Source organism: Nonomuraea polychroma (assembly GCF_004011505.1).
Classification (GTDB): Bacteria; Actinomycetota; Actinomycetes; order Streptosporangiales; family Streptosporangiaceae; genus Nonomuraea; species Nonomuraea polychroma.
The window spans coordinates 2,301,037-2,324,625 of the sequence record NZ_SAUN01000001.1 but is presented as its reverse complement, the minus strand read 5'-3'; the positions used below and the strand labels follow the sequence as shown (position 1 = coordinate 2,324,625).

Below are 23,589 nucleotides of genomic sequence, written 5' to 3'. Positions count from 1 at the left end.
GTCTAGATGATCAGCATGATCGTCCAAAGAGACAGAAAGGCCGGTCCACCTGGGCTTTCACCCAAGGCGACCGGCCTCGTTCCACCGTCGGGACGACAGGATTTGAACCTGCGACCCCTTGACCCCCAGGCACATCACGGAGGGGCGGGATCATGGCCGATTCCCGCCCTGACCTGGGCTATCAGTCCGCTCTCATCCACTGGGGTACGGTGCGATCCGTTGTCGTTGTCACTCAGTTAGTCACCCAGGGTCTTGATCATAGTTCCGCCAGCCTTGGTCGCTTGCCTCATCCCGCAATGCATCCGGCCAGGAGGCGATGAAGTCCGCAGTCGCCGGATCCCAGGGCCCCACGTTCTCCACGAACGATACGGCGACGAGCTCGCACACGCGGGCATCGGCGGATTTCATGGCTAGTGCCAGGAATGTCAGGCAGCGCCTGACCAATTCTTCATCGCCTTGCTGGTGGGCGTGAAGCACGAACCCGGTGAGATCTCCGAACAAGACGTGCGGCAGGACTTCGTGGTAGTCCGTGATATGCCCATGCAGCACCGAGCTGAACTCGGGTACCTCCTGTACAAGACGATCAGCGATGTGCTCATACGTCAGCAACCCAGCAATCCAATCTCAGTTATCCGTACGGCTGGCGTCAGCAAGAGCATCCAGCAAAGCGGCGGCCTGACGCGACGGGTGTCGAGTCAATAGGGCTGCGACATCGATCAGTTCCTTGTGGGCGTGGCGGTTCAGCGTAATGGCATCGGCGACGATGGGCAGACTGACTTGTAGGGCCGTCTCCACGTCTCCGGCCTGGGCGTGTGCCTTGGCCAGGCATGATCCGTACCACGCGCGGTCGCGCTTGTAGGAGGCAGGCAGGCTCGCCAGCCCGGCCGTCAGCAAGTCGGCGGCCTTGGGCCAGTTCGAAAGATGCAGTTCCGTCATGCCGCGCTGGAGTCGGAACCACGTCTCGTCGTAGAAGTACATCCACGCCGGTTCGTCGTCGGCGTGCTCGGCGGCTCGACGGATGAGGGCTTCGGCCTCGTCCAGCAGCGTGCGGGCCGGACGGGCCTCCCCTGCCAGCGCGTGCCCTCGCGCGGCCATCTGGGTGGCCATGCCGCGCACACCGGGAGTCACCCGTCCGTCGTGCCAGCGCGCGGCTTCGGCCAGTCGGACGGTTCTGCGGGCGTTGCCCGCGCTCCACGCCTGGTGGGCCTTCATGCTGAGCGTGGTGGTGGCCATATTGACGTCGCCGATCTCCAGCGCCCAGTCGTGGGCGCGGTCATACCAGGCAAGAGCGGCGGCCTGGTCGTCGATGTCGAGTGACATCCACGCAACGAACTGGGCGTACTGCGCGGCCAGATCCACCACGGTGTCGGCGATGCCGCCTCGCGCACTCTGCGCCAGCTCGACCACGATGCCGAGTTGCTGCCGAACGATGCCCAAGAGGGGGCGCGAGCCGATGGTGTCCTCGACCTTGCGATGTTCGGCCAGGCAGGTGGCAAGCCAGTCCACGGTGCCCTGGTCAACGCGGCGAGGATCTTGGAGCGTACGGGTAATGCGCTCATAGAGATCCAGGTCAGGGGCGACGCTCTCCAGAGGCAACGCGGGAACAGGAACACTGGGTCGCTCATCCAGGTCGAACAGGTCGGCCTCTGTCGCGTTCAGCGCGCGAGCGTACAGGAGGCGGTAGCGCTCGCTGGGGTAGTGGTCGCCTCGCTCCCACCCTCGGATCATCCGTGTCAGATCTCCCACGGTGGGCAGCGGACCGTCCGCCACTCCCTTGAGCCGTCTGGCCATGTCCGCGACGGTGCCGACCTCGGCCTTGCGCTGGACCCGGAGCCGTACGGCCCACGGGGGCGGTGTTCCTTGGGTGCCCATCGTTCACCTCCGGATATTCGCGGATACGGAGTGTCCTCGGCTGTCTCCTATTGTCATCGTGCCCGGCAAGAGCGGGACCGCTTTGCTTGACGTGATGAATCCTTCACAAGTTTCGACGCGCACCGATCCAGCAGAGGACACCACGCAACGGCTTCACGCCGAGTCGCTGCGACAGGCTCTCGCGCAGGAGGGCATCGCCGCAGACGTACACGACGGTTACGGGCTCGCGTTGGTGTCGGTCTGGGTGAGGCTGGTGGTGTGGTGCGACGGCTACCGCTTCTGGTGGCGTACCGGCTGGGACCCCGAGCGCAAACGCGCTGTCTACGCCTGGCATCCGGCCATCGAACCTGGACGAGCCGCCCGTCGCGTCGCCTTCCGGTACGCCGATCTCCGCGCCAACCACCCGCTCTCCCCGACGATCAGCGACATGGCATCCGCCACCAGCGCTTCACCAGCAGGAAACCTCCCATGACAACGGCTGGCAGCACCACCGGCGGCCGCGTCAAGATCGTGGACATACTCCATAGTCCGGCCAGGACACGGGCTTTCGCCTCTTGGCTCATTGGACAACGCGGCAAGGTGGTGAGCATCCTGCGCAATGGCACGCTGGCACTCGTGGAACTCGACGGCGAGCCAAGCGAACTGCTCGGCGGAGCACGACGATGGCCCATCCACTGGGATGACCTGCTGGTGTACACGGTGGACGCCGGGCCAGTGAACCTCGAAGACGGCTACCGACTGGGACTATCCAGCCTCAAACGGAACGCCGTGCAGCATGCCGTACAAGCTGGCAGCAGGACGAGCCTCTGCGGGAAGCCAGTCCATCCACTGCCGATCTGCGACTGGTCGATGCCGTTCTCGCCCAGGGCGACTCGGGCATGCCCGGCCTGTGTCCGCTTGGCAGCGCAGCCTTCATAGGCAAGCCGACGAGCGCGCGCTTGTTCTCCCCGTGGTCTCGGATGTGCGGAGAGGAAGCCATCAAATCTCCTCGCCGTCGACTCCCGCCAGCGGACTGGTGCGTCCCATAGACGCCCCTCCTCGACCCCGATAACGACCTGATCCCACCTCGAATGCGCTATGACCAGAACGGAGTAACCAGCACTCACGTCGAGAATGACTGTCCGCTTTTCAGACGTGGCAATCGCTGCGCCCTGAGACGCTGTGCAAGAAGCATCCCGGCGTCCGCCGACTCCCTGGTTCAGCTCGTGTGCGATCAGACCATCGCGAAGCGCCCAGCAGGCCGACACCGCCAAGCTAAGTAGCCTGTGGATGTGAATCTTGTGCAGCGTGCCGTTGGCGCGGTCGTCGGCTCGGCTGTGGGCGACGCGCTGGGCGCTCCCTTCGAGTTCGGCCCGGCAGGCGCGTTCTCCTCCCGCTTTCCCGTACCAGGTGCCGGCGGCGAGATGAGCGGAGGCGGCGGCTGGGACGCCGGGGAGGCCACCGACGATACGCAGATGGCCGTTCATGTAGCCGAGTCGCTGCTGGAGTGCGGCGGTCTGGACCTGCCGGACATCTTCGCCCGCTTCCAGCGGTGGGCGGCCGACGAGCCCAAAGACATCGGGCTGCAGACCGAGGACGTACTGTCCCGCGGGCTGCCCTGGGATCAGGCCGCCGCCGCCCACTACCGCAGCAGCCACCGCGCCGCAGGCAATGGCGCGCTCATGCGGGCCACCCCGTCAGCGGTGTACTTCGCCCGCGACGGGCGGCAGGCCACCATGGACGCCGCTCGCAACATCGCCGCCCTCACCCACGGCGACCCGGCGGCATGGGAAGGCAGCGCGATCTTTCACGACCTGATACGCGTCGCCTTGGACGGTGCGGACCCCTTGGACCACCTCTCCCAGACCCTCGCCGCTGTCCATCCCCACCATCGTGAGCGCTACGCCACCGTCCTCGCGCCCGGCTGGCATCCCGACCAGGCCACCGAGTTCAACGGCGCCGTCTGGCCCTGCCTCGGCTCAGCCGTCTGGGCTCTGCGCACCACCTGCGGCTATGAGGAGGCGATCCGCGCCGCGATCGACCTGGGCGGCGACACCGACACCGTCGCCGCGGTCACCGGCGGCCTGGCCGGAGCCGTGTACGGACCGGCAGCGATTCCCACCGACTGGACCGAGCCGTTACACGTTCCGTTCCCCGGAAGCGGCGGCCGAATCCTGCGTCTGCCCCACCTGCTCGACCTTGCTCGTGATCTCGTGAAGCGTACAAATTCAGGCTGACGACGGAGCCTGCCCGGCCAGAATGCTATGACCTCCCGCTCTTCAGACGGAACAATCACCCTGCTCGGCTGATCGAGGCCGTAAACAAGCGCGTGTGAACGGTGGCGCGGATGCGTCGGCGTGTAGGGAGGTTGCTGTCAGCACTGCTGTCAACCTCAACCTGGCCACCCGGTGGCAAGGCTCGACGTAGGAGGGACTTGCCGTCGATCGCCCCAGCCCCGGTCGGCGAGAACCGAAATGCGATCGTCACGGCCGCAGCCAGATCACTTCATGACGAGTCAACGGCAGAGCAGTGGCCGAAGGGTCGCCGCGCTGGTCAGGCGTGTGAAGGGGTGCGGAGTGAGGAGCCTGTGCGAGGGGGCGTTGCTGTACCTGTGTGCCGTACGGCAGAGGCCAGGGCGTGGTTGAACGCGCTGCGAGAACTCAGCGCCTTGCCTCGCATGCCCGCTGAAGGGTTGGTGGAATTGGTGGCGATCCATTACTACGAGAGGAACGCCGGGTGAGCCAGTCACGTCGAAGATCACATGGAGGCTACCCCACGAAGGATCAAAATCGCGATCGCCTTGATCCTTTCCCCGGCCCCGACCGGAACCGTGATGGCACTGATCACGCTGCTCGCCCACGCGCAGAGCTCACTCACCCTGCCGTACTACCAGGACCCGCGGGAGATCTCGGCAGCGATGTGGCACTCCGCGGCAAGCCAGTCCAGCACGGACATCCGTGACCAGCTACTCGGGCTGGGAATACTCACCGCGGTGGCCACCGTCGCGTTCGGCGTGACCACATGGAATGTATGGCGTGGCACACGCCGGCCCACGCTCCTCCTCGCGGTGGCCGCCGGACTGACCGCCATCTACGTGGCCATGCTCTGGATATTCCTCAAGCAGCCGTCCTCCTTCTTCATCGTGAGCGACGGCAGGGAACTGACGCACGTCATCGATCTGAGTCAGCCCGGTTGGTACGCCCCCCTCCGCGGCGCCCTGCTCGTCGTCGGCACAGTCGCACAAGTACAGGGCCTCGTCCTGCTGACCAGCAGCCACGGAGTGTCATGGTTGACCAGGCATCAGAAGCAACCCGTCGAGCAGGAATCCCCACCCCTGTGGGCGAGCCCGTCCCGCCAGGCAACCGTGCTGATGTTGCTCACCCCGGCCTTGCTCCTGATCTACGCCGCAGTGAACTATGCCGGCTGCCTGGCCGGTCTGATCGACGAGCGCGACGAACCAGACCTCCTCCCCAGCGCCTTTCTCCTCGACATGCAGGTCCACGTCAAGTACCTTGCGATCCCGGCCATCGCTGTCGTGGTGGGCGGCCTGATCCTGCTGCTCAGCCACGGGCGCGCACGGGCATGGGCCGGCTTGATCGCGGGGATCCTCGGATTGCCCTACACAGCAGCCTTGCTGGAGTCCGCCCTGCATTACAGCGACACAAGCGGGTTCCACAATTACGTGGCCACGGAGATCGAAACACCCTGGTGGAACCAGCCCGCGGTATCAACCACAGGCATCGTCATTCTCCTCCTGCATTTGGCAAGCCTGGCCCTCCTCTTCCGCGCCCCCACCCCCCAGAACGAACAACGTAGTTCTGCTTCCAGGTGACATCTGGAAGCGGAGCTTCGGCATGCGCACACCCGAGAGGATGCGAACCCTAACCCTCTAATCCGTAGTGAAGCGGAGAACCGCTGCTGATCGGTGCCCGCACGGAGGAACTGCGGGCGCTCACATGCGGACTGGTGCGACAGCCGATCAGCGCTGACACAGCGCGCCGGCGAAGAAAGCGAAGTCAATCTCGCGCCTGGAGTACCGAAGCAACCGGCTGGGGACGGCCCGACACCTTCACGGTCGCCACCTCACTGGCCGCGCGGACCACGACGTTCCAGCCGCTGATCGCCGTCCGGCCCGGCTACTGGCATCCGGCCAAGTTCGCCTCCGCCGCAGCGACTCTCGACCATCTCACCGGGGGCCGCGTGCTGATCAACATCGTGTCGGGCAAGGACAACCTGGCCGCGTACGGCGACAGCGAAGGCGACCAGGCCCACCGCTACGCCCGTACGAAGGAGTTCCTCCAGATCGTGCGCAAGCTGTGGACCGAGGAGAACGTCACCTACCACGGCGAACACTTCAGCGTCACCGGCTCCACCGTGGCGCCGCGCACGGTCGTCCGCGGCGAACGCACGCACCCCCCGCTCTACTTCGGCGGCGCCTCCGCAGCCGCCGAGAAGGTGGCCGCCACCGAGGCCGACGTCCAGCTCTTCTGGGGCGAACCACTCGACGACGTCGGCGCACGGATCGAGCGGCTCAAGCACCTCAGCGAGAAGCTCGGACGCGAGCACCCTCCCCTGGAGTTCGGGCTGCGCATCACCACGCTGGTACGCGACACCACCGAACAGGCCTGGGCCGACGCCGAGGCCAAAGTCGCGCAGATGGCGAACGGCGGCATCTCGCGCGACCCGAACCGGTTCACCGCCGTCGGTCAGCAACGGCTGCTCGACCTGGCAGCACGCGGCGAGGTGCTCGACGACAACCCTTACACCACCCCCGGCAAGTTCGGCGGCGGTGGCGCGGGCACCACCTGGCTGGTCGGCTCGGCCGAGGACGTGGCGAAGTCGCTGCGCAAATACCAGGCCCTCGGCATCACCCACTTCGTGCTCTCCGACACCCCCTACCTGCCGGAGATCAAGCGCCAGGGCGAGCGGCTCCTGCCGCTGCTGCGCGAATGAGCACCGGCCTGCACCTGGTGTGGTGAACCGCCCGGCTCAACCGCGTCATGCGGCTTCCCTGGCCGTCACCGGCGTATCGGTGGACGGGTCCCGCGCCGGAACCCGTACAGTGCGGAAGTCCGTGGTCCGGCGCAGGCGGAATCCGAGCAGCTCATACAGACGGATCGCGCCGACGTTGGCGGCCGACGCGTGCAGGAACGGCGTCTCGTCCCGGCTCCGAATGCCCGCGGCGACGGCGAGCACCAGCCTGGTCGCCAGTCCCCGGCCTCGATGCGCGGGATCTGTGCACACGGCGCTGATCTCTGTCCAGCCCGGCGGGTGCAGGCGTTCGCCGGCCATCGCCACCAGCACGCCGCGGTGCCGGATGCCGAGGTAGACGCCGAGTTCGACGGTACGCGGCAAGAAAGGGCCCGGCTTCGGGTTTCATCCGCACCTATGGGGCCGCTGCCGGCTCAGCCTACGGGCCGGACGCGGGCGCCCGCCCGGCGTCGTGTCGCCCGCGGGCCTCATCGATGTCATCGTGGTGCTCCAGCACCCAGTCGATCAGCCCCCAGACCCGCTCCAGCAAGGTGCTGCCAAGCGGGGTCAACGTGTATTCGACGCGCGGCGGCACCTCCGGATACACGCTGCGGGAGACGAGCCCGTCACGTTCGAGAACGCGCAGCGTGACGGTCAGCATGCGCTGACTGATCCCCGGGACAGCGCGTTTGAGCTCGTTGAAGCGCCGTGAGCCGTGCCCGAGCTCGTTGACCACCGACAACGACCACTTGTCCCCGACGCGGTTCAGGATGTCGCGGACCTGGCAGGTCAGCTCGTCGCGCGCCTGCAACGCGGCAGACGGGGTGGACTGGACGGCTCCCGCGCCGTCGAGGGATCCCTTGACGTGCATGGTTCTCTCCACCTCACCGAGGCAAGAAAAAGTGCCTTCTTCCGATAGGGATTCAGCCTTACGCACAATGGCCGTAGTTACCAGTCAGAACCGCCTTTGACTTCGAGGAATCAACATGTCCGTGCAAACTGTCGTGCCCGATGAGACGTTCGCCACCGCCGCGGCGCCGGCACAGCTGGACCGCGCGACGGCCGCGCTGCGCGGGAACGGCTACCTGGTGCATGTCGTGGACACCGTCTCCGAGGCCCGCGGTCTCGTCTCCGGCCTGCTCCCCCGCGACGAGAGCGTCTTCACCGCCTCCAGCGAGACGCTCCGGCTGTCCGGCATCGCCGCCGACATCGACGACTCCGGGACGTTCGCCTCCGTACGGGCCCAGACCGGCGACCTTGGCGACGACGTGCAGGCCGTCATCCGGCTGGGAGCCGCACCGGAGGTCGTCGTCGGCAGTGTGCACGCGGTGACGGAGGACGGCCACCTGGTCGTCGCCTCGGCGAGCGGCAGCCAGCTCGCGCCGTACGCCTCGGGGGCCCGCAAGGTCATCTGGGTGGTGGGCGCCCAGAAGGTGGTGCCGGACCTGGAGACGGCCCTGCGGCGGATCCGCTCGTACAGCCTGCCGCGCGAGCACCTCCGCCTCCAGGAGTTCGGCCAGTCGTCGTTCATCGGCAAGATCCTCATCGTGGAGAGGGAGGCCCTGCCGGAGAGGGCCACGGTGGTGCTGGTACGCGAGCCGATCGGTTTCTAGCCCTCAGGAACGCAGCACCCTGCCCATGACCGGCGCAGACCCAGTACAGGAAGCAGCCGGTCATGGGGCCGGGCCGCCGCGTGAGCAGGGCGGAGCCGGCGGTCCGGCCCGGTGCAGGGCGATGTACGGCTCGGCCTGGCCGCAGTAGCGGATTCGCTCGAACGCGAATTGGCCCAGGTACCGGGCGTGCCCTACGGGGCGCTGGTCATCGGGGATGATCAATTCGTCAACGTCGGTCTTCTGGATACGCTCCCGCAACTCGGGATCCGCTCCCGCCGGCGATCGCACTGCGGGCGTGGGCGCGGACGTCGGCGTCCGGGTCCGACAGTGCGGCACTCAGCGCGGCCGCCACTTCGGGCCGGTCCGCCCAGGGCGACAGTGCGAGCACAGCTGCCTTGCGTACGTCGAGGTTGGCGTCCGTGAGCGCGCCGACGAGCGGCGCCGATGCGACGTCCGCATCCGCGGCGGCCAAGCAGCGGACCGCTCCGACCCGTACCTGCCAGTCGGGCTCGTGGATCGCCTGCGCGGCCTGGGCCTCCAGCGGGGAGCCTGCCGCGCCCGAGGCTTCCAGCGCGGCGGCGCGCACGAGCGGGTCAGGATCGGCGGCAAGGGCCACCAGCGCGGCGGACGGCTTGCCGATGAGGCCCAGCCCTTTGGCCGTCCACACCCGGACCTCCCGCGACGGGTCAGTGGCCGCCGCGGCCACGAGGTCGGCCTCGTCCAGCGACACCAGCCCGCGGATCGCCTCGATGCGCACCCGCCGGTCGGTGTCGGCCAGTCCGGCAGCGAAGGTCTGCCGGTCGCCGAGCCGAAGGGCGCGCAGGACGTCGAGCGCGCACGCCCGGACCACGGCGTCCTCTCCGCCGAGCCGACCGGCCAGGGCCGCGCCGAGTTCGGGGGTGGCGGGCAGGACCTCGACCAGTTCCTTCAGCGCGGTGGCCGCGGCCCGCCGCACCGTGCCGTGGGCGTCGCCGAGCGCGGCGGCCAGCGCCGCGCCGGCGCCCTCGGGGACGACCTCGGTGAGCGTGGCGATGGCGGCCCGCCTGACCTTGGGGTCGGGGTCGGACAGGTAGGGAGTGAGCTGTGCCGCGGTGGGCTGCTCCTCGGCCAGCCGGTTCAGCTCCAGGATGCGGGGCGAGCGGCCGACCGCGGCCCGGTCGGCACGTGTGGCGGCGGCCCGCCGCACGGTGGTGGCGGTGTGCGCGCCCAGGAGCACCGGTTCGGCGGCGGCCGGGGCGAACTCGGGCACGGGCACCACGTAGGGATCCACCGGGCGCTTGACGAACTCCATCGCTCCGTCGCCGCGCTTGCGCAGGTTCAGGTGGAACAGCCAGGTGGCGTCGTCGCGGGCAGGCAGGTCGGCCCGCTCGTGGTACAGACCCCAGCGACTCTCCGTACGGGTGAGCGAGGCGCGGGCCGCCATCTCGGCGCAGTCCCTGATGAAGTCGACCTCCACGCAGCGCATGAGCTCGTGCGGGGTGCGCGCGCCCATCGACGCGATCTCCTCGCGCATCCGCTCGAAGGACTCCAGCGCGATGTCCAGTTTGGCGGCCGTCTTGGGCGGGGTGACGTAGTCGTTGACGAAGCGGCGCAGCTTGTACTCGACCTGCTGCTGGGGCGGCCCGTCGGGGTTGCGCAGCGGGCGGTAGATCAGCTCGTGGGCGTCGGCGATCTGCTCCTCGGGCAGCTCGCCGGGCACGCCGAGGTGAGCGGCGGCGTGGGCGCCGGCCAGGTCGCCGAAGACGAACGCGCCGATCATGTAGTTGTGCGGCACGCAGGCCAGGTCGCCGGCCGCGTACAGGCCCGGCACCGTCGTCGCCCCGTTCTCGTCCACCCACACGCCGGAGGCCGAGTGGCCGCCGCACAGGCCGATCTCGGAGATGTGCATCTCCACGTCGTGGGTGCGGTAGTCGTGGCCGCGCCCGGCGTGGAAGGTGCCGCGGGTGGGCCGCTCGGTGGTGTGCAGAATGTTCTCCAGCGCCGAGACGGACTCCTCCGGCAGGTGGGTCAGCTTGAGGTAGATCGGGCCGCGGGCCGAGGCGATCTCGGCGGCGACCTCGGCCATCATCTGGCCCGACCAGTAGTCGGAGTCGACGAACCGCTCCCCCTTGTTGTTGACCTGGTAGCCGCCGAAGGGGTTGGCCACGTACGCGCAGGCCGGGCCGTTGTAGTCCTTGATCAGCGGGTTGATCTGGAAGCATTCGATGCCGCTGAGCTCGGCGCCGGCGTGGTAGGCCATGGCGTGGCCGTCGCCGGCGTTGGCCGGGTTCTCGTAGGTGCCGTACAGGTAGCCGCTGGCGGGCAGGCCGAGGCGGCCGCACGCCCCGGTCGCGAGGATGACGGCGCCGGCGCTCACCGTGACGAACCGTCCGGACCTGGTGTCGAAGCCCGCCACGCCGATCGCCCGGCCGCCGGAGGTGAGCACCCTCACCGGCATGACCCGGTTCTCGATGCGGACCTTCTCCCGGATGTCGCGGCGCCGCAGAACCCGGTAGAGGACCTTCTTGACGTCCTTGCCCTCGGGCATGGGCAACACGTAGCTGCCCGAGCGGTGGACGCGACGCACGGCGTACTCGCCGTACTCGTCCTTCTCGAACTTGACGCCGTAGCGCTCCAGGCGCCGGACCATGTCATGGCCTCTGGTGGCGGTCTGGTAGATCGTCTTCTGGTTGACGATCCCGTCGTTGGCCCTGGTGATCTCGGCGACGTAGTCCTCGGGCGTGGCCTTGCCGGGAATGACCGCGTTGTTGACGCCGTCCATGCCCATGGCCAGGGCGCCGCTGTGGCGGGCGTGCGCCTTCTCCAGCAGCAGGACGCGCGCGCCCCGCTCCGCCGCGGTGATCGCGGCCATCGTGCCCGCGGTGCCGCCGCCGACGACCAGAACCTCGCACTCCAGGTGCAGGCGGTCCTCGATCGGGGGAATCTCCATCTACAGCTCCTTCACGATCCTGTCGCGCAGCCGGGTGCGTGCGTCCTCGTCCGTCCCGCGTGCGTCGAGCACCGCGCGCAAGCCGTGGCCGCCGATCACCGCAATCCGGTCGGCGAGCAGCAGCGCCTCGTCCACGTCGTGCGTCACGAAGACGACCGTCGCCTGGGTGTCGCCCAGCACGTCCAGCAGGACGCGCTGCACGTCCAGCAGGACGCGCTGCATCTGGGCGCGGGTCTGGGCGTCGAGCGCGCCGAACGGCTCGTCCATCAGCACCGCGCGGGGCGCGGCCACCAGGGCGCGGGCGAGTTGCACGCGCTGACGCATGCCGCCGGACAGCTCGCGCGGCAGCTTGTCCTCGGCCCCGGCGAGGCCGACGCGCTCGATCCACTCCTGCGCCGCGGCCGCGCGCTCGCGCCGGCCCACCTTGCGGATGCGCAGGGCCAGCTCGATGTTGCGCCGGACGTTGCGCCAGGGCAGCAGCCCGTCGTCCTGGAAGACCATGGCACGCTCGGCCGAGGTGCCGGTGATCTCGGCATCGCCGGCGCGGACGCTGCCGCCGACCGGCGGGAGCAGCCCCGCCAGGGCACGCAGCAGCGTCGACTTGCCCGAGCCCGAGGCGCCCACGACGACCAGCACCTCGCCGGGCACGATCCGCAGGTCCAGCTCGCGTACGACGAGGTCGCCGCCGTAGCCCAGGGACAACCTCTCCAGGGTGAACCCGAGCCCGGCCTGCGCCTGCTCGGGTGGTGCCAGTGTGGTCATGTCACGCTCCCCTGGGCAGCCAGCGGGTGACCCGGCGCCCGATCAGCTCGACGGCGGCCGAGGTGAGCCACCTCCCCACCTGGACACAGGCAATAACCTAGCAATTGAGTAGGTAAAGTGGGATAACAGTAAGATTGCGCCACCTTGCGCTACGCACTCACCGTCTGCGGGCAGCGGCTAGTCTCCGGACGCCACAAGATCTGCCACCTCGCGGCAGCGAAATGGCACGCCGCACCATCTACCAAGCCGCCCTCGCCGCAGCCGTTACCCAGTCCGAATCCGGGTGCACGTGACCGAGGTGCCAGACCGGGATCGTGTCCTCAGTCACGGCTCACCCTGAGCACGATCTTGCCTCTGTTGTCGCGACTTTCCAGGTCGCTGGTGGGCCCGGGTCGCCTGCTCCAGCGGGAAGACCGCTTCCTTGAGGCCCGATATGCGCCGGCGGCGTCCAGCACAACGTCCGCGCTGCGCCCGCCGGTCAGGCGCAGGATCTTCTTCTACGCCCGGTCGCCGTGGTAGGCGGAGGTGTCGATGATCTCGTGAGCCCCGAGTCCGGCATCCAAGCCGGTCTTCGCGGCCGAGCGCGGCCTGCCTGGCAGGCCGCGTGCGCGGAGGAGCAGCTGCGACAAGGCGTGGTGGGCGCGTCCAGGGATCGACCAGGCCGCCGAGGCTGATGATCACTCGCTCGTCAGACCAGCGGTGCTCCCGATCGGGTCCGAACCAGCGTTCCGCTGACGGGCTGTGGGTTGCGGATCAGGTTGAGTATCGGGCAGACCCGCTCGACCTCGGCGTGCAGGTTCGCCAGTTCCTTGTCGGAGGCGGGCGATTCGATCAGCACGTTGTAGCGGAAGTTGTGCGGGTACACGGGAATGTCGGCGTCACCCGGCTGCTGGGCTCTGGGGTCGTATTCGGCGCGCACGTCCACCTCCAGCGCGTCGATCGGCACCGCCAGCTCGGCCGCCTTGATCAGAAAGATGTGCGTGACGCAACTGCCCAGCACGCCGGCCTGCAACTCGGGCGAGGTAGGGCCGAGGTCGTAACCGGCGAAGTCGGGGCCGCTGTCGCTGATGAGCTGGAAGTCCCTGATCCTGATGCGCCGGATCCCGCTGCGGCCCTCGGCGGTGACATGGGCGTGCAACGGGACCGGCCCGGCGGCGGGCGCCTCCCGGCGGGCCAGCAGGGCCGTGCGCTTGTGTGACAGGTACTCGCGAAGGGTGCTCATGGTCTTCTCTTCTGGTCAGCGCAGGGTCACGTGGCCGAGCGGGGTGTCGATGACGGCCCACAGCGCCGGCTCGCGTTCTTGTGAGATGTCGAGCCGGACGCCGAGGGCGGCCAGGTCGCGCCGCAGAGCGTCGGGGTCGGGGTGCACGGCGGAGAAGGAGGTCAGGCTCAACAGGGGCAGGTCCGAGGAGGCGGGGTGGGGTGTGTCGCCCCAGTCGATGAGGAACGGCACCGGCCTGACCGCCGCCGAATCCTCGCGCCGGGTGAGCCGCCACTCCAGCAGCACGCCCGCAGGGGTGCGCCGGGACAGGGGCTGCACGTCGCCGGGGTCGTAGCCCTGCTCACGGGACTGCCGCACCGCCTTGTCGATGTCCCCGGGGCGCACAGCCCAGGCCGCGAGCCGCGGCGCGGTCAGGGTCTCCAGGCCGAACGCCCGGGGCCGTGCGGACGCCTCCGGGTCCGGGCCGATGATCTCCAGGTAGGAGGTAGGACCGAAGCGGACGAGGTAGTTCGCGGTGCCTCCGGGGTGTCTGCCGCCGGGCACAGGGCGGATCCCGGTGCGCTCGGCGAAGTCGGCGACCCCCGCCGCGAGGTCGGGCACCGCGTAGACAAGGTGGTCGAGCTGGGGTTCCATCACTGGCCGGCCTCCTGGGTGGGCTCCCCGAGCGAGAGCATGAGCCGGTTGGCCCAGTTGAAGAACGCGGCGGCGTGGATGGTGTCGCTGATGGCCAGGTCATCGAGCCCCGCGGCGCGGAGCGCGGCGACGTGCTCCGGACCGAACTCGTCCGGCGTGGCGGCGAGCGCCACCGAGGCGTCGACGACGGCCCGCCAGGTGCCCTCCTGCGGCGCACCGACGCCCTCGTCCAGCAGGCGCTGCACGTCGTCGGGGCGTTTGGAGTAGTGGCCGGCGAAGCGGGCGTGCACGGACGCGCAGTACACGCAGCCGTTGCGGCGCGAGGTCGCGGTGGCGGCCAGCTCGCGCTCGGCGCGCGGCAGCCCGCTGTCGGCGTTGTAGAAGATGTCCACGTCGGTCTTCGTGCGGGCGTGCAGGACATCCGGATCGCGGGCGAGCAGCAGGAAGTACGGGGAGGCGGCGCGTGCCTTGTCGACCAGCGCTTCGTAGTGCTCGTCAGTCAGCTCGTCGGCCGTCAGGGGCGCAAGCCAAGGCTCCCAGCCGAGCTGGTCCTGGGTGAATCCGGTCATGAGGCCGATCCCTTCCGCAGCAGCCGCAGCCCGGCCACCACGCGTATCTGAAAGGTGAGGAAGGCGACGAGCTGCGACAGCGTCACGATGGCCGTGGCGCTCCAGCCCGCTCGGGCCAGAGCGTCCAGATCGCCCTCCCGAGCCTCACGTGGCCGGAACACGAGCAGGTGGGCGTGCTCGAACGCAGCGGCGAGCCGGACTCCCAGGTCGGCGGGGTTCCGCGCCCGGTAGCGCAGTCCCTCGTCGCTCTCCTTCGCCAGCGGGCCGCCGTCCGGGTAGACCCCGTAGGGACCGGTGGTGCCGCCCGCCTCGATCTCGGACTCCACGGCCTTGAGCAGGCCGGGTGAGAGCTCGGCCAGCCGGTCGGCGTAGAAGGAGGCGATCTCGGCGTCCTGGTGCAGCCCGGCCACGAAGGCCGCGATCGCGTCCCGCTCGACGAGCGTGACGTCGCTGTCGTCGTCCGGGGTGAAGAGCGCGTCGAAGCTGCGCTGGGCGTGCTCGCGCGCGCCCGGCCGCCGGGCGCGCAGCCGGTCGAGCGGGGAGCCGGGTGTTATCCCGGCCAGGTGGTCGATGACATCGTTGATCATTTCGTGCTCAATTCTGTGGAGGGAAGCCAGCCGAGCGCGGGCGCGACCTCGGTCGCCAGCAGCTCGATCGAGCGGATGACGAGCGGGTGCGGCGGGTCGACCGAGTGCACCTGGAAGACCAGGTCGGTGACCCGGTCGAGCGTCGGGTCGGCCCGGAGGCTCTCGATGACGTCCTCCGGGGTGCCCAGGTGCACGTCGAAGGCCGCGATGCGGCTGTCGAGACCGCCCTCGGGCAGTTCGAAGGGCAACCTGCCCCGGCCGAGGCCGAGCTCGGCGTAGCGCAGCGCCTCGGCCCGGCTGTCGGCGACGAACGCGGTCCGCGAGGCCACGATGCGCGGCCCGACGCCGGACGGCAGGTTCTCGTGGTAGGCGTCGACAATCGGCAGCTGGATGTCGGCCAGCGTCGCCTGCGGGTTCTCGGCGGGCCGCGGCTGGGTGCGTGACAGCATCAACCCGTGGCCCGCCCTCCCCGCCCGAGCCCCGCCCGCGACCGAGAACGTGGCTTCCCACACGGCGTCGAGGAGCCGGGGCGCGGGCGGGTAGAGCCGGTTGCCGCCGCCGAGGTCCTCCCCCGACCAGGCGCGGCGCAGCACCCACAGGTGCTCGGCGTAGAGAGCCGCGCGGTCGGCGCTGTCGTGCCCGAACGGCGCGAACGACGACGGCGTGCCCCCGCCGCCCACGCCCACCTCCAGCCGGCCGCCGGTCAGCAGGTCCAGTACCGCCGTGTCCTCGGCCACCCGCACCGGATGCTCCAGCGGCAGCGTGATGATGCCGGTGCCGAGCCGGATGCGACCGGTCCGCGCGGCGACGTGGGCCAGGAACACCAGCGGCGCGGGCAGGCCGCCCTCCTCGCCGTCGAAGTGGTGCTGCGCCACCCACGCCGTGTCGAACCCGCAGGCATCCGCGTGCTCGATCTGCTCGGCGGCCAGCCGGTAGCGCTCCCCCGGCGGCACGTCGTCGAGGAGCCGGGTGAAGAAGCCGAGCCTCATCGCACCCGCTCCGGGATCGCGGCCAGCAGCTCGCGGGTGTAGTCGTGCCGGGGCTCGGTGAAGACCTGCCGGGTGGTTCCGGTTTCCACGATGCGTCCTTTGCTCATGACGGAGACGGTGTGCGAGATCTGGCGCACCACGGCCAGATCGTGCGAGATGAACAGATAGGTCAGCCCCAGGTCGCGCTGGAGTTGTTCGAGCAGGTCGAGGATCTGCGCCTGTACGGTGACGTCGAGGGCCGAGACCGCCTCGTCGAGCACGATCACCTCAGGCTCGGCGGCCAGCGCGCGGGCGATGGCCACCCGCTGCCGCTGCCCGCCGGACAGCTCCCGCGGCCGGCGCGCCAGCACGTCCTTCGGCAGCGCCACCCGCTCCAGCAGGTCGGCGACCCGGGCGCGGCGGGTGGCCCGGTCGCCGAGCTTGAAGTTGCGCAGCGGCTCCTCCACGATCTTCCCGATGGACTGGCGCGGGTCGAGCGACCCGTACGGGTTCTGGTAGACGAGTTGCACGTGCCGGCGGAAGCGCCGATCGTCCGGCGCCCCGGCGATGGTCACCGTTCCCGAGGTGGGCGTCGCGAACCGCACGACCAGCCTGGCCGTGGTGGTCTTGCCGGAGCCGGACTCGCCCACCAGCGCGTGCGTGGTGCCGCGCGCAACCTCGAAGGAGATCCCGTCCACGGCGCGGAACGGGCGCCGCCCCACGCGAAACTCCTTGACCAGGTCGCGGACCACGATCGCGGGCCCCGTCGCCGGCCGGGCCTCGGGAGGCTCGCCCGGAGGGTCCAGGAACGGCCGCGCCGACAGGGCGGGAGCGTCGTTCAGCAGCCGCTTGGTGTAGTCCCCTTCGGGGGCGGCCAGCACGGCGGCGGTCGGCCCCTGTTCCACGATGCGGCCGTCCTTCATCACCACGAGGCGGTCCGACCGGCTCGCGGCCAGGCCGAGGTCGTGGGTGACCAGCAGCACGGCGGTGCCGTACTCGGTGCGGAGGTCGTCGAGGAGATCGAGGATGCGCCGCTGCACGGTGACGTCCAGTGCGCTGGTGGGCTCGTCCGCGATGATCAGCCGGGGGCGCAGGGCGATCGCGATGGCGATGAGCACGCGCTGGCGCATGCCGCCGGACAACTCGTGCGGGTACCGGCGGTCCTGCATCTCCGGGTCGGGCAGGCCGACGCGGGCGAGCAGGTCGAGGACTCGGCGGCGGATCGTCCTGCGGTCCCAGCGCTGATCACGGTGACCGTGGATGCGCAGCACCTCGCCGATCTGGGCGCCGATGGTCTTGACCGGGTCCAGGGAGTTGGCGGGGTCCTGCGGGATCAGCCCGATCTGCGTGCCGCGGACGGACCGCAGGCGGCGCTCGGACCAGCCGGCCAGGTCCACCTCGCCGAATCCGATCCGACCCGCGTCCACGGTGGCGTTGCCGGGCAGCAAGCCGATGATCGCGTGCGCCGTGGTGGACTTGCCCGACCCCGATTCGCCGACGACGGCCACGACCTCCTCCGGCTCGATCGCGAAGGAGACGCCGTCCACCGCCCGCCTGCCGTCGTAGGAGACCGCCAGGTCGCGGATGTCCAGCAGGCTCATGCTCGTTCCTTTCCGATCGAGCGGCTGATGCGGCCGGCGGCGAGCACCACCGCGACCACCGCCGCGCCGGGCAGCGTGGTCAGCCACCACGACGTGGCCAGGTAGTTGCGGCCCTCGGAGATGAGCAGCCCCCACTCCGGGGTGGGCGGCTCGGCGCCATACCCGAGGAAGCCGAGGGTCGAGATGGCCAGGATGGCCGCGCCGAACTGCAGGGCGGCCAGCGCGATGACGGGGCCCAGCGAGTTCGGCAGCACGTGCCGCCACAACACGGCCGGGAACGTGCCGCCGCTGCCGAACGCGGCCTCCACGTAGTCGGCGCGCCGGACCCGCACCACCTCGGCGCGCGCCAGCCGGGCAAAGGCTGCCACCGAGCCGATGCCCACCGCGATCGCCACGTTCACCGTGCCGGGCCCGAGCAGGATGATCACCGTCAGGGCCAGGAGCAGGCCGGGCACCGACAGCAGCACGTCCACGACCCGCATGACCGCCGCGTCGGCGAACCCGCCTGCCGCACCGGCCAGCAGCCCGAGCAACGTGCCCAGCAGCAGGCCCACTGCCACGGCCACGAGCGCCCCCGACAGCGAGTGCACCGAACCGTGCACCACCCGGGCGAACACGTCGCGCCCGACAGCGTCGGTACCGAACAGGTGCTCCGCGCTCGGCGCCTGGAGCTTTTCAGCAGGCACGCCCGCGATCGGGTCGTAGCCGGTGAACACCCCGGGCACGACCGCCCAGAGCAGCGCCAGGCCGAGCACCGCCCACGCGAGAACCACTCCGCCCTTCACGCAGCCGCCTTCAGCCGCGGGTCGAGGATCGGGAACAGCACGTCCACGACCAGGTTGACCAGCACGAACACGGCTGCGGCGAGCACGACGACCGCGAGCATCACCGGGGTGTCCTGCGCGTTGACGGCCTGCTCGGTCAACCGGCCGATGCCGGCCCGGCCGAAGACGGTCTCGGTCACGACCGAGCCCGCGATCAGCTCGCCGAACGTCAGCCCGGCCACGGTCAGCGTCGGCAGCACGGCGTTGCGGGCCACGTGCCGCCACAGGACCCACCACCGCGTGGCGCCCTTGGCCTCGATGACCGGCACGAACGGCTGCGCGTACACCTGGTCGATGCTCCGGGCGAGCACTTGCGCGATGGGCGCCGAGATCGGCACGGCCAGCGTCAGCACGGGCAGGATGAGCTGCTGCAGCTCGCCGCCGCCGATCACCGGCACCAGCTTCAGCCGGAACGAGAAGACCTGGATCAGCAGGATGCCCAGCCAGAACGCGGGGACCGAGATGAACACCGACGGCACCGACAGCAGCGCGCCCCGCAGCCACGAAGTCCTGCTGTAGCTGGCCACGAAAGCGATCACCACGGCGATCAGCACCGCCAGCAGGAACGCGGCCGAGGCGAGCCGGGCCGTCTCGGGCAGCGCCTCGGCCAGCCGCTCGATCACGGGGGTGCCGGTGTCGATCGAGTAGCCGAGGCCGCCGGTCACGAAGCCGAACAGGGTCCGGAGGTAGTCGCCGATCGGCGAGCCGCCGGCGTAGTAAGCGCGGATCTCGGCGATCTGCTGCGGCGACAGGCCGAGCTCGGGGTTCTGGAACTTGATCAGGATCGAGTCGCCGGGCAGCAGTTGCAGGAGCACGTAACTCGCCGTGAAGGCGGCCCAGAGCACGAGCGCCGCCTGGCCGGTCCTCGACAGGAGGTATCGCGTCACTGCTGCGACTTCCACACCGAGTAGAACCAGGGCCGGGCGACCGCTTCGAAGGCCACGCCCTTGACGTGCGGCGCGGCGCCGTACACCTGGGGCTCCTCGAACAGCGGGATCGCGTAACCCTGCTCGATCACGTACCGCTGGATCTCGGCCACCTTGGCGTTGCGCGCGGCCACGGCGGGCTCGGCGGACTCCTCCTCCAGCAGCCGGTCCAGCTTCTCGTCCTCGTGGAGGATGACGTCGCGGTTCTGGCTGTGGAAGTGGCTCTTGATCACGTCCTGGTCGGCGCGGCCGACCATGCCGTGCTGAATCGCGGTCTTCTCGGCGTTCTTGATGTCCACGGCCTGCGTGCCGGCGTCGGCGGGGCGGATCTCCAGCTTCACACCGAGCTTGGCCCACTGCTGGGCGACGAGTTCGAGCGTCTGCTTCGACAGCGGCTGCGGACCGGAGACGAACACGCCGAGCTGCAGCCTCACGCCGTCCTTGGCGCGGATCCCGTCGGCGCCGCGCGCCCAGCCCGCCTTGTCCAGCAGGGCGTTGGCCTGGTCCGGGTCGTAGGCGAGCTCCTTGGACAGGTCGACATAACCCTGGGCGAGGTGGCTGAGCACGGAGGTGGCGACCGGGTAGCTCGCGGTGAACAGGGTGTCGACGACCTCCTTGGCGTTCGTGCCCGCCTGCAGCGCCCTGCGCACGTCGACGTCCTTGAGGATGCTGTTCGCAGGCCGCAGGTAGAGGCCGTTGTTCACGCCCCGGGTGGGCTCGGCGTAGATCTGGAAGCCCGCATCCTTGACGGTTTTCTCGTCGTACGCCTGGACGTAGCGCACCATGTCGGCCTGGCCGGAGATGAGCGCACCCACCCGCACGTTGTCCTCCGGCGTGACGATGATCTTGACTTCGTCGAGGTACGCGCGGCCCTGGTGCTGCGACGACGGCGGGGCCCAGTTGTAGTCCTTGCGCGCGGCCAGGTCGACCTCCTTGTCGACGATCTGGTTCTTGAGGGTGAAGGGGCCTGAGCCGATGATGTTCTTGAGCTGGCATTGCTGCTCGTACGGCAGGGAGAGCGTCTTCTTGGAGACAAGGCCGGCGCCGATCACGGAGGTGCCCTGGAGGAAGCCGGGCGAGGGCTTCTCGAAGTGGAACTTCACCGTCTTGGCGTCGACGACCTCGCTGCGTTCGTAGTTGTTGACGAACTCGGCGACGGGCAGCTTGAGCTCGGGGTCGCCCAGGCCGTACACGTTGAAGTTGGCCGCCACGGCGGAGGCGTCGAGCGGGCTGCCGTCGCTGAAGGTCACGCCGTCGCGCAGGTGGAACGTGTACTCGGTGGCGTCCTCGTTGATCTCCCACTTGGTGGCGATCCACGGCTCGATCTTCAGCGTCTCGGGGTCCTGCCAGGTCAGCTTGTCGGTGATCTGGTTGAGGATGCCGCCGTTGGGATAGAAGCCGGCGGCGGGTAGGTAGAGGCAGGTCGGGGGCTGATGCTCCAGATAGGTCAGAGTGCCGCCGTAGACCGGTTTGTTGCCGTCGCCTGCCGCGGTTTCGGCAGCTCCCCCGCCGCCACAGGCGCCGAGTAGGCCCACGACGGTGAGCATGACGGCGGTGAGCAACGGCCTGGATGGAGACATGGGGGTACTGCCTTTCTGAACGTTTGTGGCCCTAAAGCCACTATAACCTACCTATATTGTGGAGAATTGCATGCGGGGTACGGCGGCGACCAGCGCGCGCGTGTAGGGGTGGCGGGGCCGGGTGAACACGTGCTCGACGTCGCCTTCCTCCACCACCCGGCCGTCCTTCATGACCAGCACGCGGTCGGCGACGTGATGGACGACGCCCAGGTCATGGGAGATGAACACCATCGCGGTGCCGCACTCGGCCTGGATGTCGGCGAGCAGGTCGAGGACCTGGGCCTGGATGGACACGTCGAGCGCGGAGACGGGTTCGTCGCAGACGAGCACGTCGGGGCGGGGGCCGAGGGCGCGGGCGATGGCGACGCGCTGGCGCTGGCCGCCGGACAGCTCACGGGGATGCCGGGCGGCCGTCTCGGGCTGTAGGCCGACGCGGGCGAGCAGGTCGCGTACGCGTTCGCCGCGTTCCGCCCGAGGCAGACGCAGTGGTTCGGCGATCAGACGGCCAACGGTGTGGCGGGGGTCGAAGGAGTCGAGCGGGTTCTGGGAGATGAGCTGGATTCTGGGGCGGAGGGGGCGGCGGGCGCGTTCGCGCTGGTGGCTCCATGGCCGCTGGTGCAGGGTGACCTGGCCGGTGTCGGGTTCGAGCAGCCCGAGGGCGAGTCGGGCCAGCGTGGTCTTGCCCGAGCCGGACTCGCCGACGACGCCCAAGGTCTCGCCCTGGTCGAGGGCGAAGGAGACGTCGTCCACGACGCGGCGCGGGCCGTAGGAGCGGGTGAGCCCGGCTCCGGCGAGGACTTGGACCGAGGAGCCGCGGGCGGGGCGGGTGCGCGGGGTCCCGGTGGTGAGGCGGGTGCCGCGGGAGGCAGCGGACGGGACGGCGGCCAGCAGCGCGCAGGTGTAGTCGTGCGCGGGCGCGGCCAGCACCTCCCGGGCGGGCCCCTCCTCCACGACCTGCCCGTCCTTCATGACCAGGATGCGGTCGGCGATCGAGCCGACGACGGCCAGGTCGTGGCTGATCAGCAGTATCGCGGTCCCGGCGGCCTTGCGTTCGGCGAGCAGCCGCAGGATCTGGGCCTGGACGGTGACGTCGAGCGCGGTGGTGGGCTCGTCGGCGATGATCAGCTCGGGGTCGGCGGCGATGGCGGAGGCGATCAGCGCCCGCTGCCGCAGCCCGCCGGAGAGCTGGTGCGGGTACTGCCCGACCCGGGTCGCCGGATCCGGTATGCCCACCGCGTCGAGCAGCTCCAGCACCCGGTCCGCGCGGCGGGCCCGGGGCACGACGTCGTGCACGGTGAGCACCTCGGCGATCTCGGCGCCCACGGTACGCAGCGGGTCGAGCGAGACCAGCGCATCCTGCAGGACGAGCCCGGCGAACCCGCCGCGCAACCGCCGCCAGTCGCCGGAGGTGAAGGCGAGGGCGTCCCGGCCGGAGACGCGGAAGGCCGAGGCCCGCACGGTCGAGCCGGGTCCGGTCAGGCCGAGCAGGGTCCGTGCCGTGACGCTCTTGCCGGAGCCGGACTCGCCGACGATGGCCACGCACTCGCCGGACTCGACCGCCAGGGAGACGCCGCGTACGACCTCGGCGTGGCCGAAGCTCACGCGCAGGTCCTCCACGGTAACCAGCGAGGTCATGATGTTCTCCCCTCGAAGCGGCGTTGCAGACGGCGCCCGACGACGGTCAGGCAGACGACGGTGAGCGTGATCGCCAGGCCCGGGAAGAGTGCCTCCCACCAGGCGACCCGCAGGTAGTTGCGGGCCTCGGAGAGCATCGCGCCCCACTCGGCGGCCGGCGGCTGAGGTCCCATGCCGAGGAAGCTGAGCCCGGAGCTGGCGATCACGGCCTGGCCGAGGCCGATGGTGGCCAGCACGGGGATCGGGCCGAGCACGTTGGGCAGCACGTGCCCGGCGATGATCGCCAGACGGGAGCGGCCGAAGGTGAGCGCCTGCTCGACGTATCCGGAGTGGCGGACGACGAAGGTCGCGGCGCGGATCACGCGGGCGTAGTTGGGAATCTGGGCGACGGCGATGGCGACGATGACGTTGCCGGTGCCCGGGCCGGTGATGGCCACGACGAGGAGGGCGAGCAGCAGCTCGGGCAGGGTGGACAGCACGTCGAACGAGCGGGCCAGCACCTCGTCCAGCCATTTCGGCGACAGCCCCGCGGCCAGGCCGAGCAGCACGCCGGCGGTGACGGCCAGGGCGGTGGCGGCGACGCCGATGCTGATGGAGTGGCGGGCGCCATAGACGACCCTGGCCAGCACGTCGCGGCCGAGGTGGTCGCTGCCGAACCAGTGGGCGCCGCCGGGCGGGGCGAGCGCGTTCAGCGGGTCGGCGGCCAGCGGGTCGGCGTCCGTGAGCAGCCCAGGCGCCGCGACGGCCACGATGAGGAGGCCGAGGAAGGCCACCGGCACCAGCCGGCGCAGGAGGTCCGCCGCGGCTGACCCGCTCGAAGCCGGCCGGGCGGGCCAGGCCGGACTCGAGCGAGTGGCGTGCCAAGTGCGCAGGATCCTCCGGTCGGGGCGGGATTCCCTGCGGGTGAGTACGCGCATC

The 23,589-nt window shown here is 69.9% G+C and carries 22 protein-coding genes; 5 read left to right on the top strand and 17 right to left on the bottom strand.

Translation table 11 applies throughout. The annotated features are described in order from the left end of the window. Nucleotides 1-240: 240 nt before the first annotated feature. On the bottom strand, nt 241-609 hold the full coding sequence (locus EDD27_RS10355) for a DUF7674 family protein (RefSeq protein ID WP_127932204.1): 369 nt from the start codon (nt 607-609) through the stop codon (nt 241-243). Nucleotides 610-624: 15 nt separating this feature from the next. Beyond that, on the bottom strand, nt 625-1,791 hold the full coding sequence (locus EDD27_RS10350) for an NsdA family TPR-like regulatory protein (protein WP_206641333.1): 1,167 nt from the start codon (nt 1,789-1,791) through the stop codon (nt 625-627). 175 nt (nt 1,792-1,966) lie between these two features. On the opposite strand from EDD27_RS10350, the gene EDD27_RS10345 reads away from it, so the two are divergent. The 4 genes from EDD27_RS10345 (at nt 1,967) to EDD27_RS10330 (ending at nt 6,804) form a co-directional block, all read left to right on the top strand. Then, nucleotides 1,967-2,344 (top strand): hypothetical protein, encoded by a 378-nt coding sequence (locus EDD27_RS10345; RefSeq protein WP_127932203.1) that lies wholly within the window; start codon nt 1,967-1,969, stop codon nt 2,342-2,344. Nucleotides 2,345-3,143: 799 nt separating this feature from the next. Then, nucleotides 3,144-4,088, top strand: coding sequence for an ADP-ribosylglycohydrolase family protein (locus EDD27_RS10340; RefSeq protein WP_127932202.1), 945 nt, complete (start codon nt 3,144-3,146; stop codon nt 4,086-4,088). 755 nt (nt 4,089-4,843) lie between these two features. Further along, nucleotides 4,844-5,683 carry a hypothetical protein gene (locus tag EDD27_RS10335; protein ID WP_164903558.1) on the top strand — a complete coding sequence of 280 codons (840 nt, stop codon included), beginning with the start codon at nt 4,844-4,846 and terminating at the stop codon, nt 5,681-5,683. Between the two features lie 134 nt (nt 5,684-5,817). Then, entirely contained in the window at nt 5,818-6,804 is a 987-nt protein-coding gene (locus EDD27_RS10330; RefSeq protein WP_206641332.1) for an LLM class flavin-dependent oxidoreductase, read from the top strand. Between the two features lie 45 nt (nt 6,805-6,849). On the opposite strand, the gene EDD27_RS10325 is transcribed toward EDD27_RS10330, so the two are convergent. Both EDD27_RS10325 and EDD27_RS57670 read right to left on the bottom strand, forming a co-directional pair. After that, nucleotides 6,850-7,206 (bottom strand): GNAT family N-acetyltransferase, encoded by a 357-nt coding sequence (locus EDD27_RS10325; protein ID WP_241563956.1) that lies wholly within the window; start codon nt 7,204-7,206, stop codon nt 6,850-6,852. Nucleotides 7,207-7,261: 55 nt separating this feature from the next. Then, entirely contained in the window at nt 7,262-7,693 is a 432-nt protein-coding gene (locus EDD27_RS57670; protein ID WP_127932199.1) for a winged helix-turn-helix transcriptional regulator, read from the bottom strand. Between the two features lie 115 nt (nt 7,694-7,808). Between EDD27_RS57670 and EDD27_RS10315 the strand changes: the two genes are divergently transcribed. Then, complete coding sequence (locus EDD27_RS10315; protein ID WP_127932198.1) at nt 7,809-8,435, top strand: LUD domain-containing protein; 627 nt, start codon at nt 7,809-7,811, stop codon at nt 8,433-8,435. Between the two features lie 226 nt (nt 8,436-8,661). Here EDD27_RS10315 and EDD27_RS10310 read toward each other — a convergent pair whose 3' ends face one another. The 13 genes from EDD27_RS10310 to EDD27_RS10250 all read right to left on the bottom strand — a co-directional run bounded on the left by EDD27_RS10310 (nt 8,662) and on the right by EDD27_RS10250 (nt 23,588). After that, the gene (locus EDD27_RS10310; RefSeq protein ID WP_127932197.1) at nt 8,662-11,364 is read right to left on the bottom strand and encodes a fumarate reductase/succinate dehydrogenase flavoprotein subunit; all 2,703 of its coding nucleotides are present in this window, start codon (nt 11,362-11,364) and stop codon (nt 8,662-8,664) included. Then, a complete protein-coding gene (locus EDD27_RS10305) occupies nt 11,365-12,126 on the bottom strand; it encodes an ABC transporter ATP-binding protein (protein ID WP_127932196.1) in 762 nt (253 codons plus the stop codon). A 688-nt stretch (nt 12,127-12,814) separates the two neighbouring features. Then, a complete protein-coding gene (locus tag EDD27_RS10300) occupies nt 12,815-13,348 on the bottom strand; it encodes an OsmC family protein (RefSeq protein ID WP_127932195.1) in 534 nt (177 codons plus the stop codon). A gap of 15 nt (nt 13,349-13,363) precedes the next feature. Further along, the gene (locus tag EDD27_RS10295; RefSeq protein WP_127940604.1) at nt 13,364-13,981 is read right to left on the bottom strand and encodes a VOC family protein; all 618 of its coding nucleotides are present in this window, start codon (nt 13,979-13,981) and stop codon (nt 13,364-13,366) included. Then, the gene (locus tag EDD27_RS56400) at nt 13,981-14,550 is read right to left on the bottom strand and encodes an alkylhydroperoxidase domain protein (protein WP_127932194.1); all 570 of its coding nucleotides are present in this window, start codon (nt 14,548-14,550) and stop codon (nt 13,981-13,983) included. Before EDD27_RS56400 ends, EDD27_RS10295 begins: the two co-directional genes overlap by 1 nt. Then, nucleotides 14,547-15,137, bottom strand: a complete 591-nt coding sequence (locus EDD27_RS56395; RefSeq protein WP_127932193.1) for a CMD domain protein — start codon at nt 15,135-15,137, stop codon at nt 14,547-14,549. Before EDD27_RS56395 ends, EDD27_RS56400 begins: the two co-directional genes overlap by 4 nt. Beyond that, nucleotides 15,134-16,126, bottom strand: coding sequence for a putative FMN-dependent luciferase-like monooxygenase (locus EDD27_RS10280; RefSeq protein ID WP_127932192.1), 993 nt, complete (start codon nt 16,124-16,126; stop codon nt 15,134-15,136). The genes EDD27_RS56395 and EDD27_RS10280 overlap by 4 nt, the downstream gene beginning before the upstream one ends. Then, on the bottom strand, nt 16,123-17,706 hold the full coding sequence (locus EDD27_RS10275; RefSeq protein WP_127932191.1) for a dipeptide ABC transporter ATP-binding protein: 1,584 nt from the start codon (nt 17,704-17,706) through the stop codon (nt 16,123-16,125). The genes EDD27_RS10280 and EDD27_RS10275 overlap by 4 nt, the downstream gene beginning before the upstream one ends. Beyond that, nucleotides 17,703-18,491: an ABC transporter permease gene (locus tag EDD27_RS10270; RefSeq protein WP_127932190.1), complete on the bottom strand. Its 789-nt coding sequence runs from the start codon at nt 18,489-18,491 to the stop codon at nt 17,703-17,705. Before EDD27_RS10270 ends, EDD27_RS10275 begins: the two co-directional genes overlap by 4 nt. Then, entirely contained in the window at nt 18,488-19,417 is a 930-nt protein-coding gene (locus tag EDD27_RS10265) for an ABC transporter permease (RefSeq protein ID WP_127932189.1), read from the bottom strand. Before EDD27_RS10265 ends, EDD27_RS10270 begins: the two co-directional genes overlap by 4 nt. Continuing rightward, nucleotides 19,414-21,036: a TIGR04028 family ABC transporter substrate-binding protein gene (locus EDD27_RS10260; protein ID WP_206641331.1), complete on the bottom strand. Its 1,623-nt coding sequence runs from the start codon at nt 21,034-21,036 to the stop codon at nt 19,414-19,416. The genes EDD27_RS10265 and EDD27_RS10260 overlap by 4 nt, the downstream gene beginning before the upstream one ends. A 51-nt stretch (nt 21,037-21,087) precedes the next feature. Then, nucleotides 21,088-22,671 carry a dipeptide ABC transporter ATP-binding protein gene (locus EDD27_RS10255; protein WP_127932188.1) on the bottom strand — a complete coding sequence of 528 codons (1,584 nt, stop codon included), beginning with the start codon at nt 22,669-22,671 and terminating at the stop codon, nt 21,088-21,090. Next, entirely contained in the window at nt 22,668-23,588 is a 921-nt protein-coding gene (locus EDD27_RS10250) for an ABC transporter permease (RefSeq protein ID WP_127932187.1), read from the bottom strand. Before EDD27_RS10250 ends, EDD27_RS10255 begins: the two co-directional genes overlap by 4 nt. Nucleotide 23,589 lies beyond the last annotated feature (1 nt).

Bases quoted from the DNA above. Each gene is read 5' to 3' on its own strand.
- EDD27_RS10350 (WP_206641333.1), bottom strand. From the start codon at position 1,791: ATGGCCAGACGGCTCAAGGGAGTGGCGGACGGTCCGCTGCCCACCGTG.
- EDD27_RS10345 (WP_127932203.1), top strand. From the start codon at position 1,967: ATGAATCCTTCACAAGTTTCGACGCGCACCGATCCAGCAGAGGACACC.
- EDD27_RS57670 (WP_127932199.1), bottom strand. From the start codon at position 7,693: ATGCACGTCAAGGGATCCCTCGACGGCGCGGGAGCCGTCCAGTCCACC.
- EDD27_RS10315 (WP_127932198.1), top strand. From the start codon at position 7,809: ATGTCCGTGCAAACTGTCGTGCCCGATGAGACGTTCGCCACCGCCGCG.
- EDD27_RS10310 (WP_127932197.1), bottom strand. From the start codon at position 11,364: ATGGAGATTCCCCCGATCGAGGACCGCCTGCACCTGGAGTGCGAGGTT.
- EDD27_RS10305 (WP_127932196.1), bottom strand. From the start codon at position 12,126: ATGACCACACTGGCACCACCCGAGCAGGCGCAGGCCGGGCTCGGGTTC.
- EDD27_RS10300 (WP_127932195.1), bottom strand. From the start codon at position 13,348: ATGAGCACCCTTCGCGAGTACCTGTCACACAAGCGCACGGCCCTGCTG.
- EDD27_RS10295 (WP_127940604.1), bottom strand. From the start codon at position 13,981: ATGGAACCCCAGCTCGACCACCTTGTCTACGCGGTGCCCGACCTCGCG.
- EDD27_RS56400 (WP_127932194.1), bottom strand. From the start codon at position 14,550: ATGACCGGATTCACCCAGGACCAGCTCGGCTGGGAGCCTTGGCTTGCG.
- EDD27_RS56395 (WP_127932193.1), bottom strand. From the start codon at position 15,137: ATGATCAACGATGTCATCGACCACCTGGCCGGGATAACACCCGGCTCC.
- EDD27_RS10280 (WP_127932192.1), bottom strand. From the start codon at position 16,126: ATGAGGCTCGGCTTCTTCACCCGGCTCCTCGACGACGTGCCGCCGGGG.
- EDD27_RS10275 (WP_127932191.1), bottom strand. From the start codon at position 17,706: ATGAGCCTGCTGGACATCCGCGACCTGGCGGTCTCCTACGACGGCAGG.
- EDD27_RS10260 (WP_206641331.1), bottom strand. From the start codon at position 21,036: ATGTCTCCATCCAGGCCGTTGCTCACCGCCGTCATGCTCACCGTCGTG.
- EDD27_RS10255 (WP_127932188.1), bottom strand. From the start codon at position 22,671: ATGACCTCGCTGGTTACCGTGGAGGACCTGCGCGTGAGCTTCGGCCAC.
- EDD27_RS10250 (WP_127932187.1), bottom strand. From the start codon at position 23,588: ATGCGCGTACTCACCCGCAGGGAATCCCGCCCCGACCGGAGGATCCTG.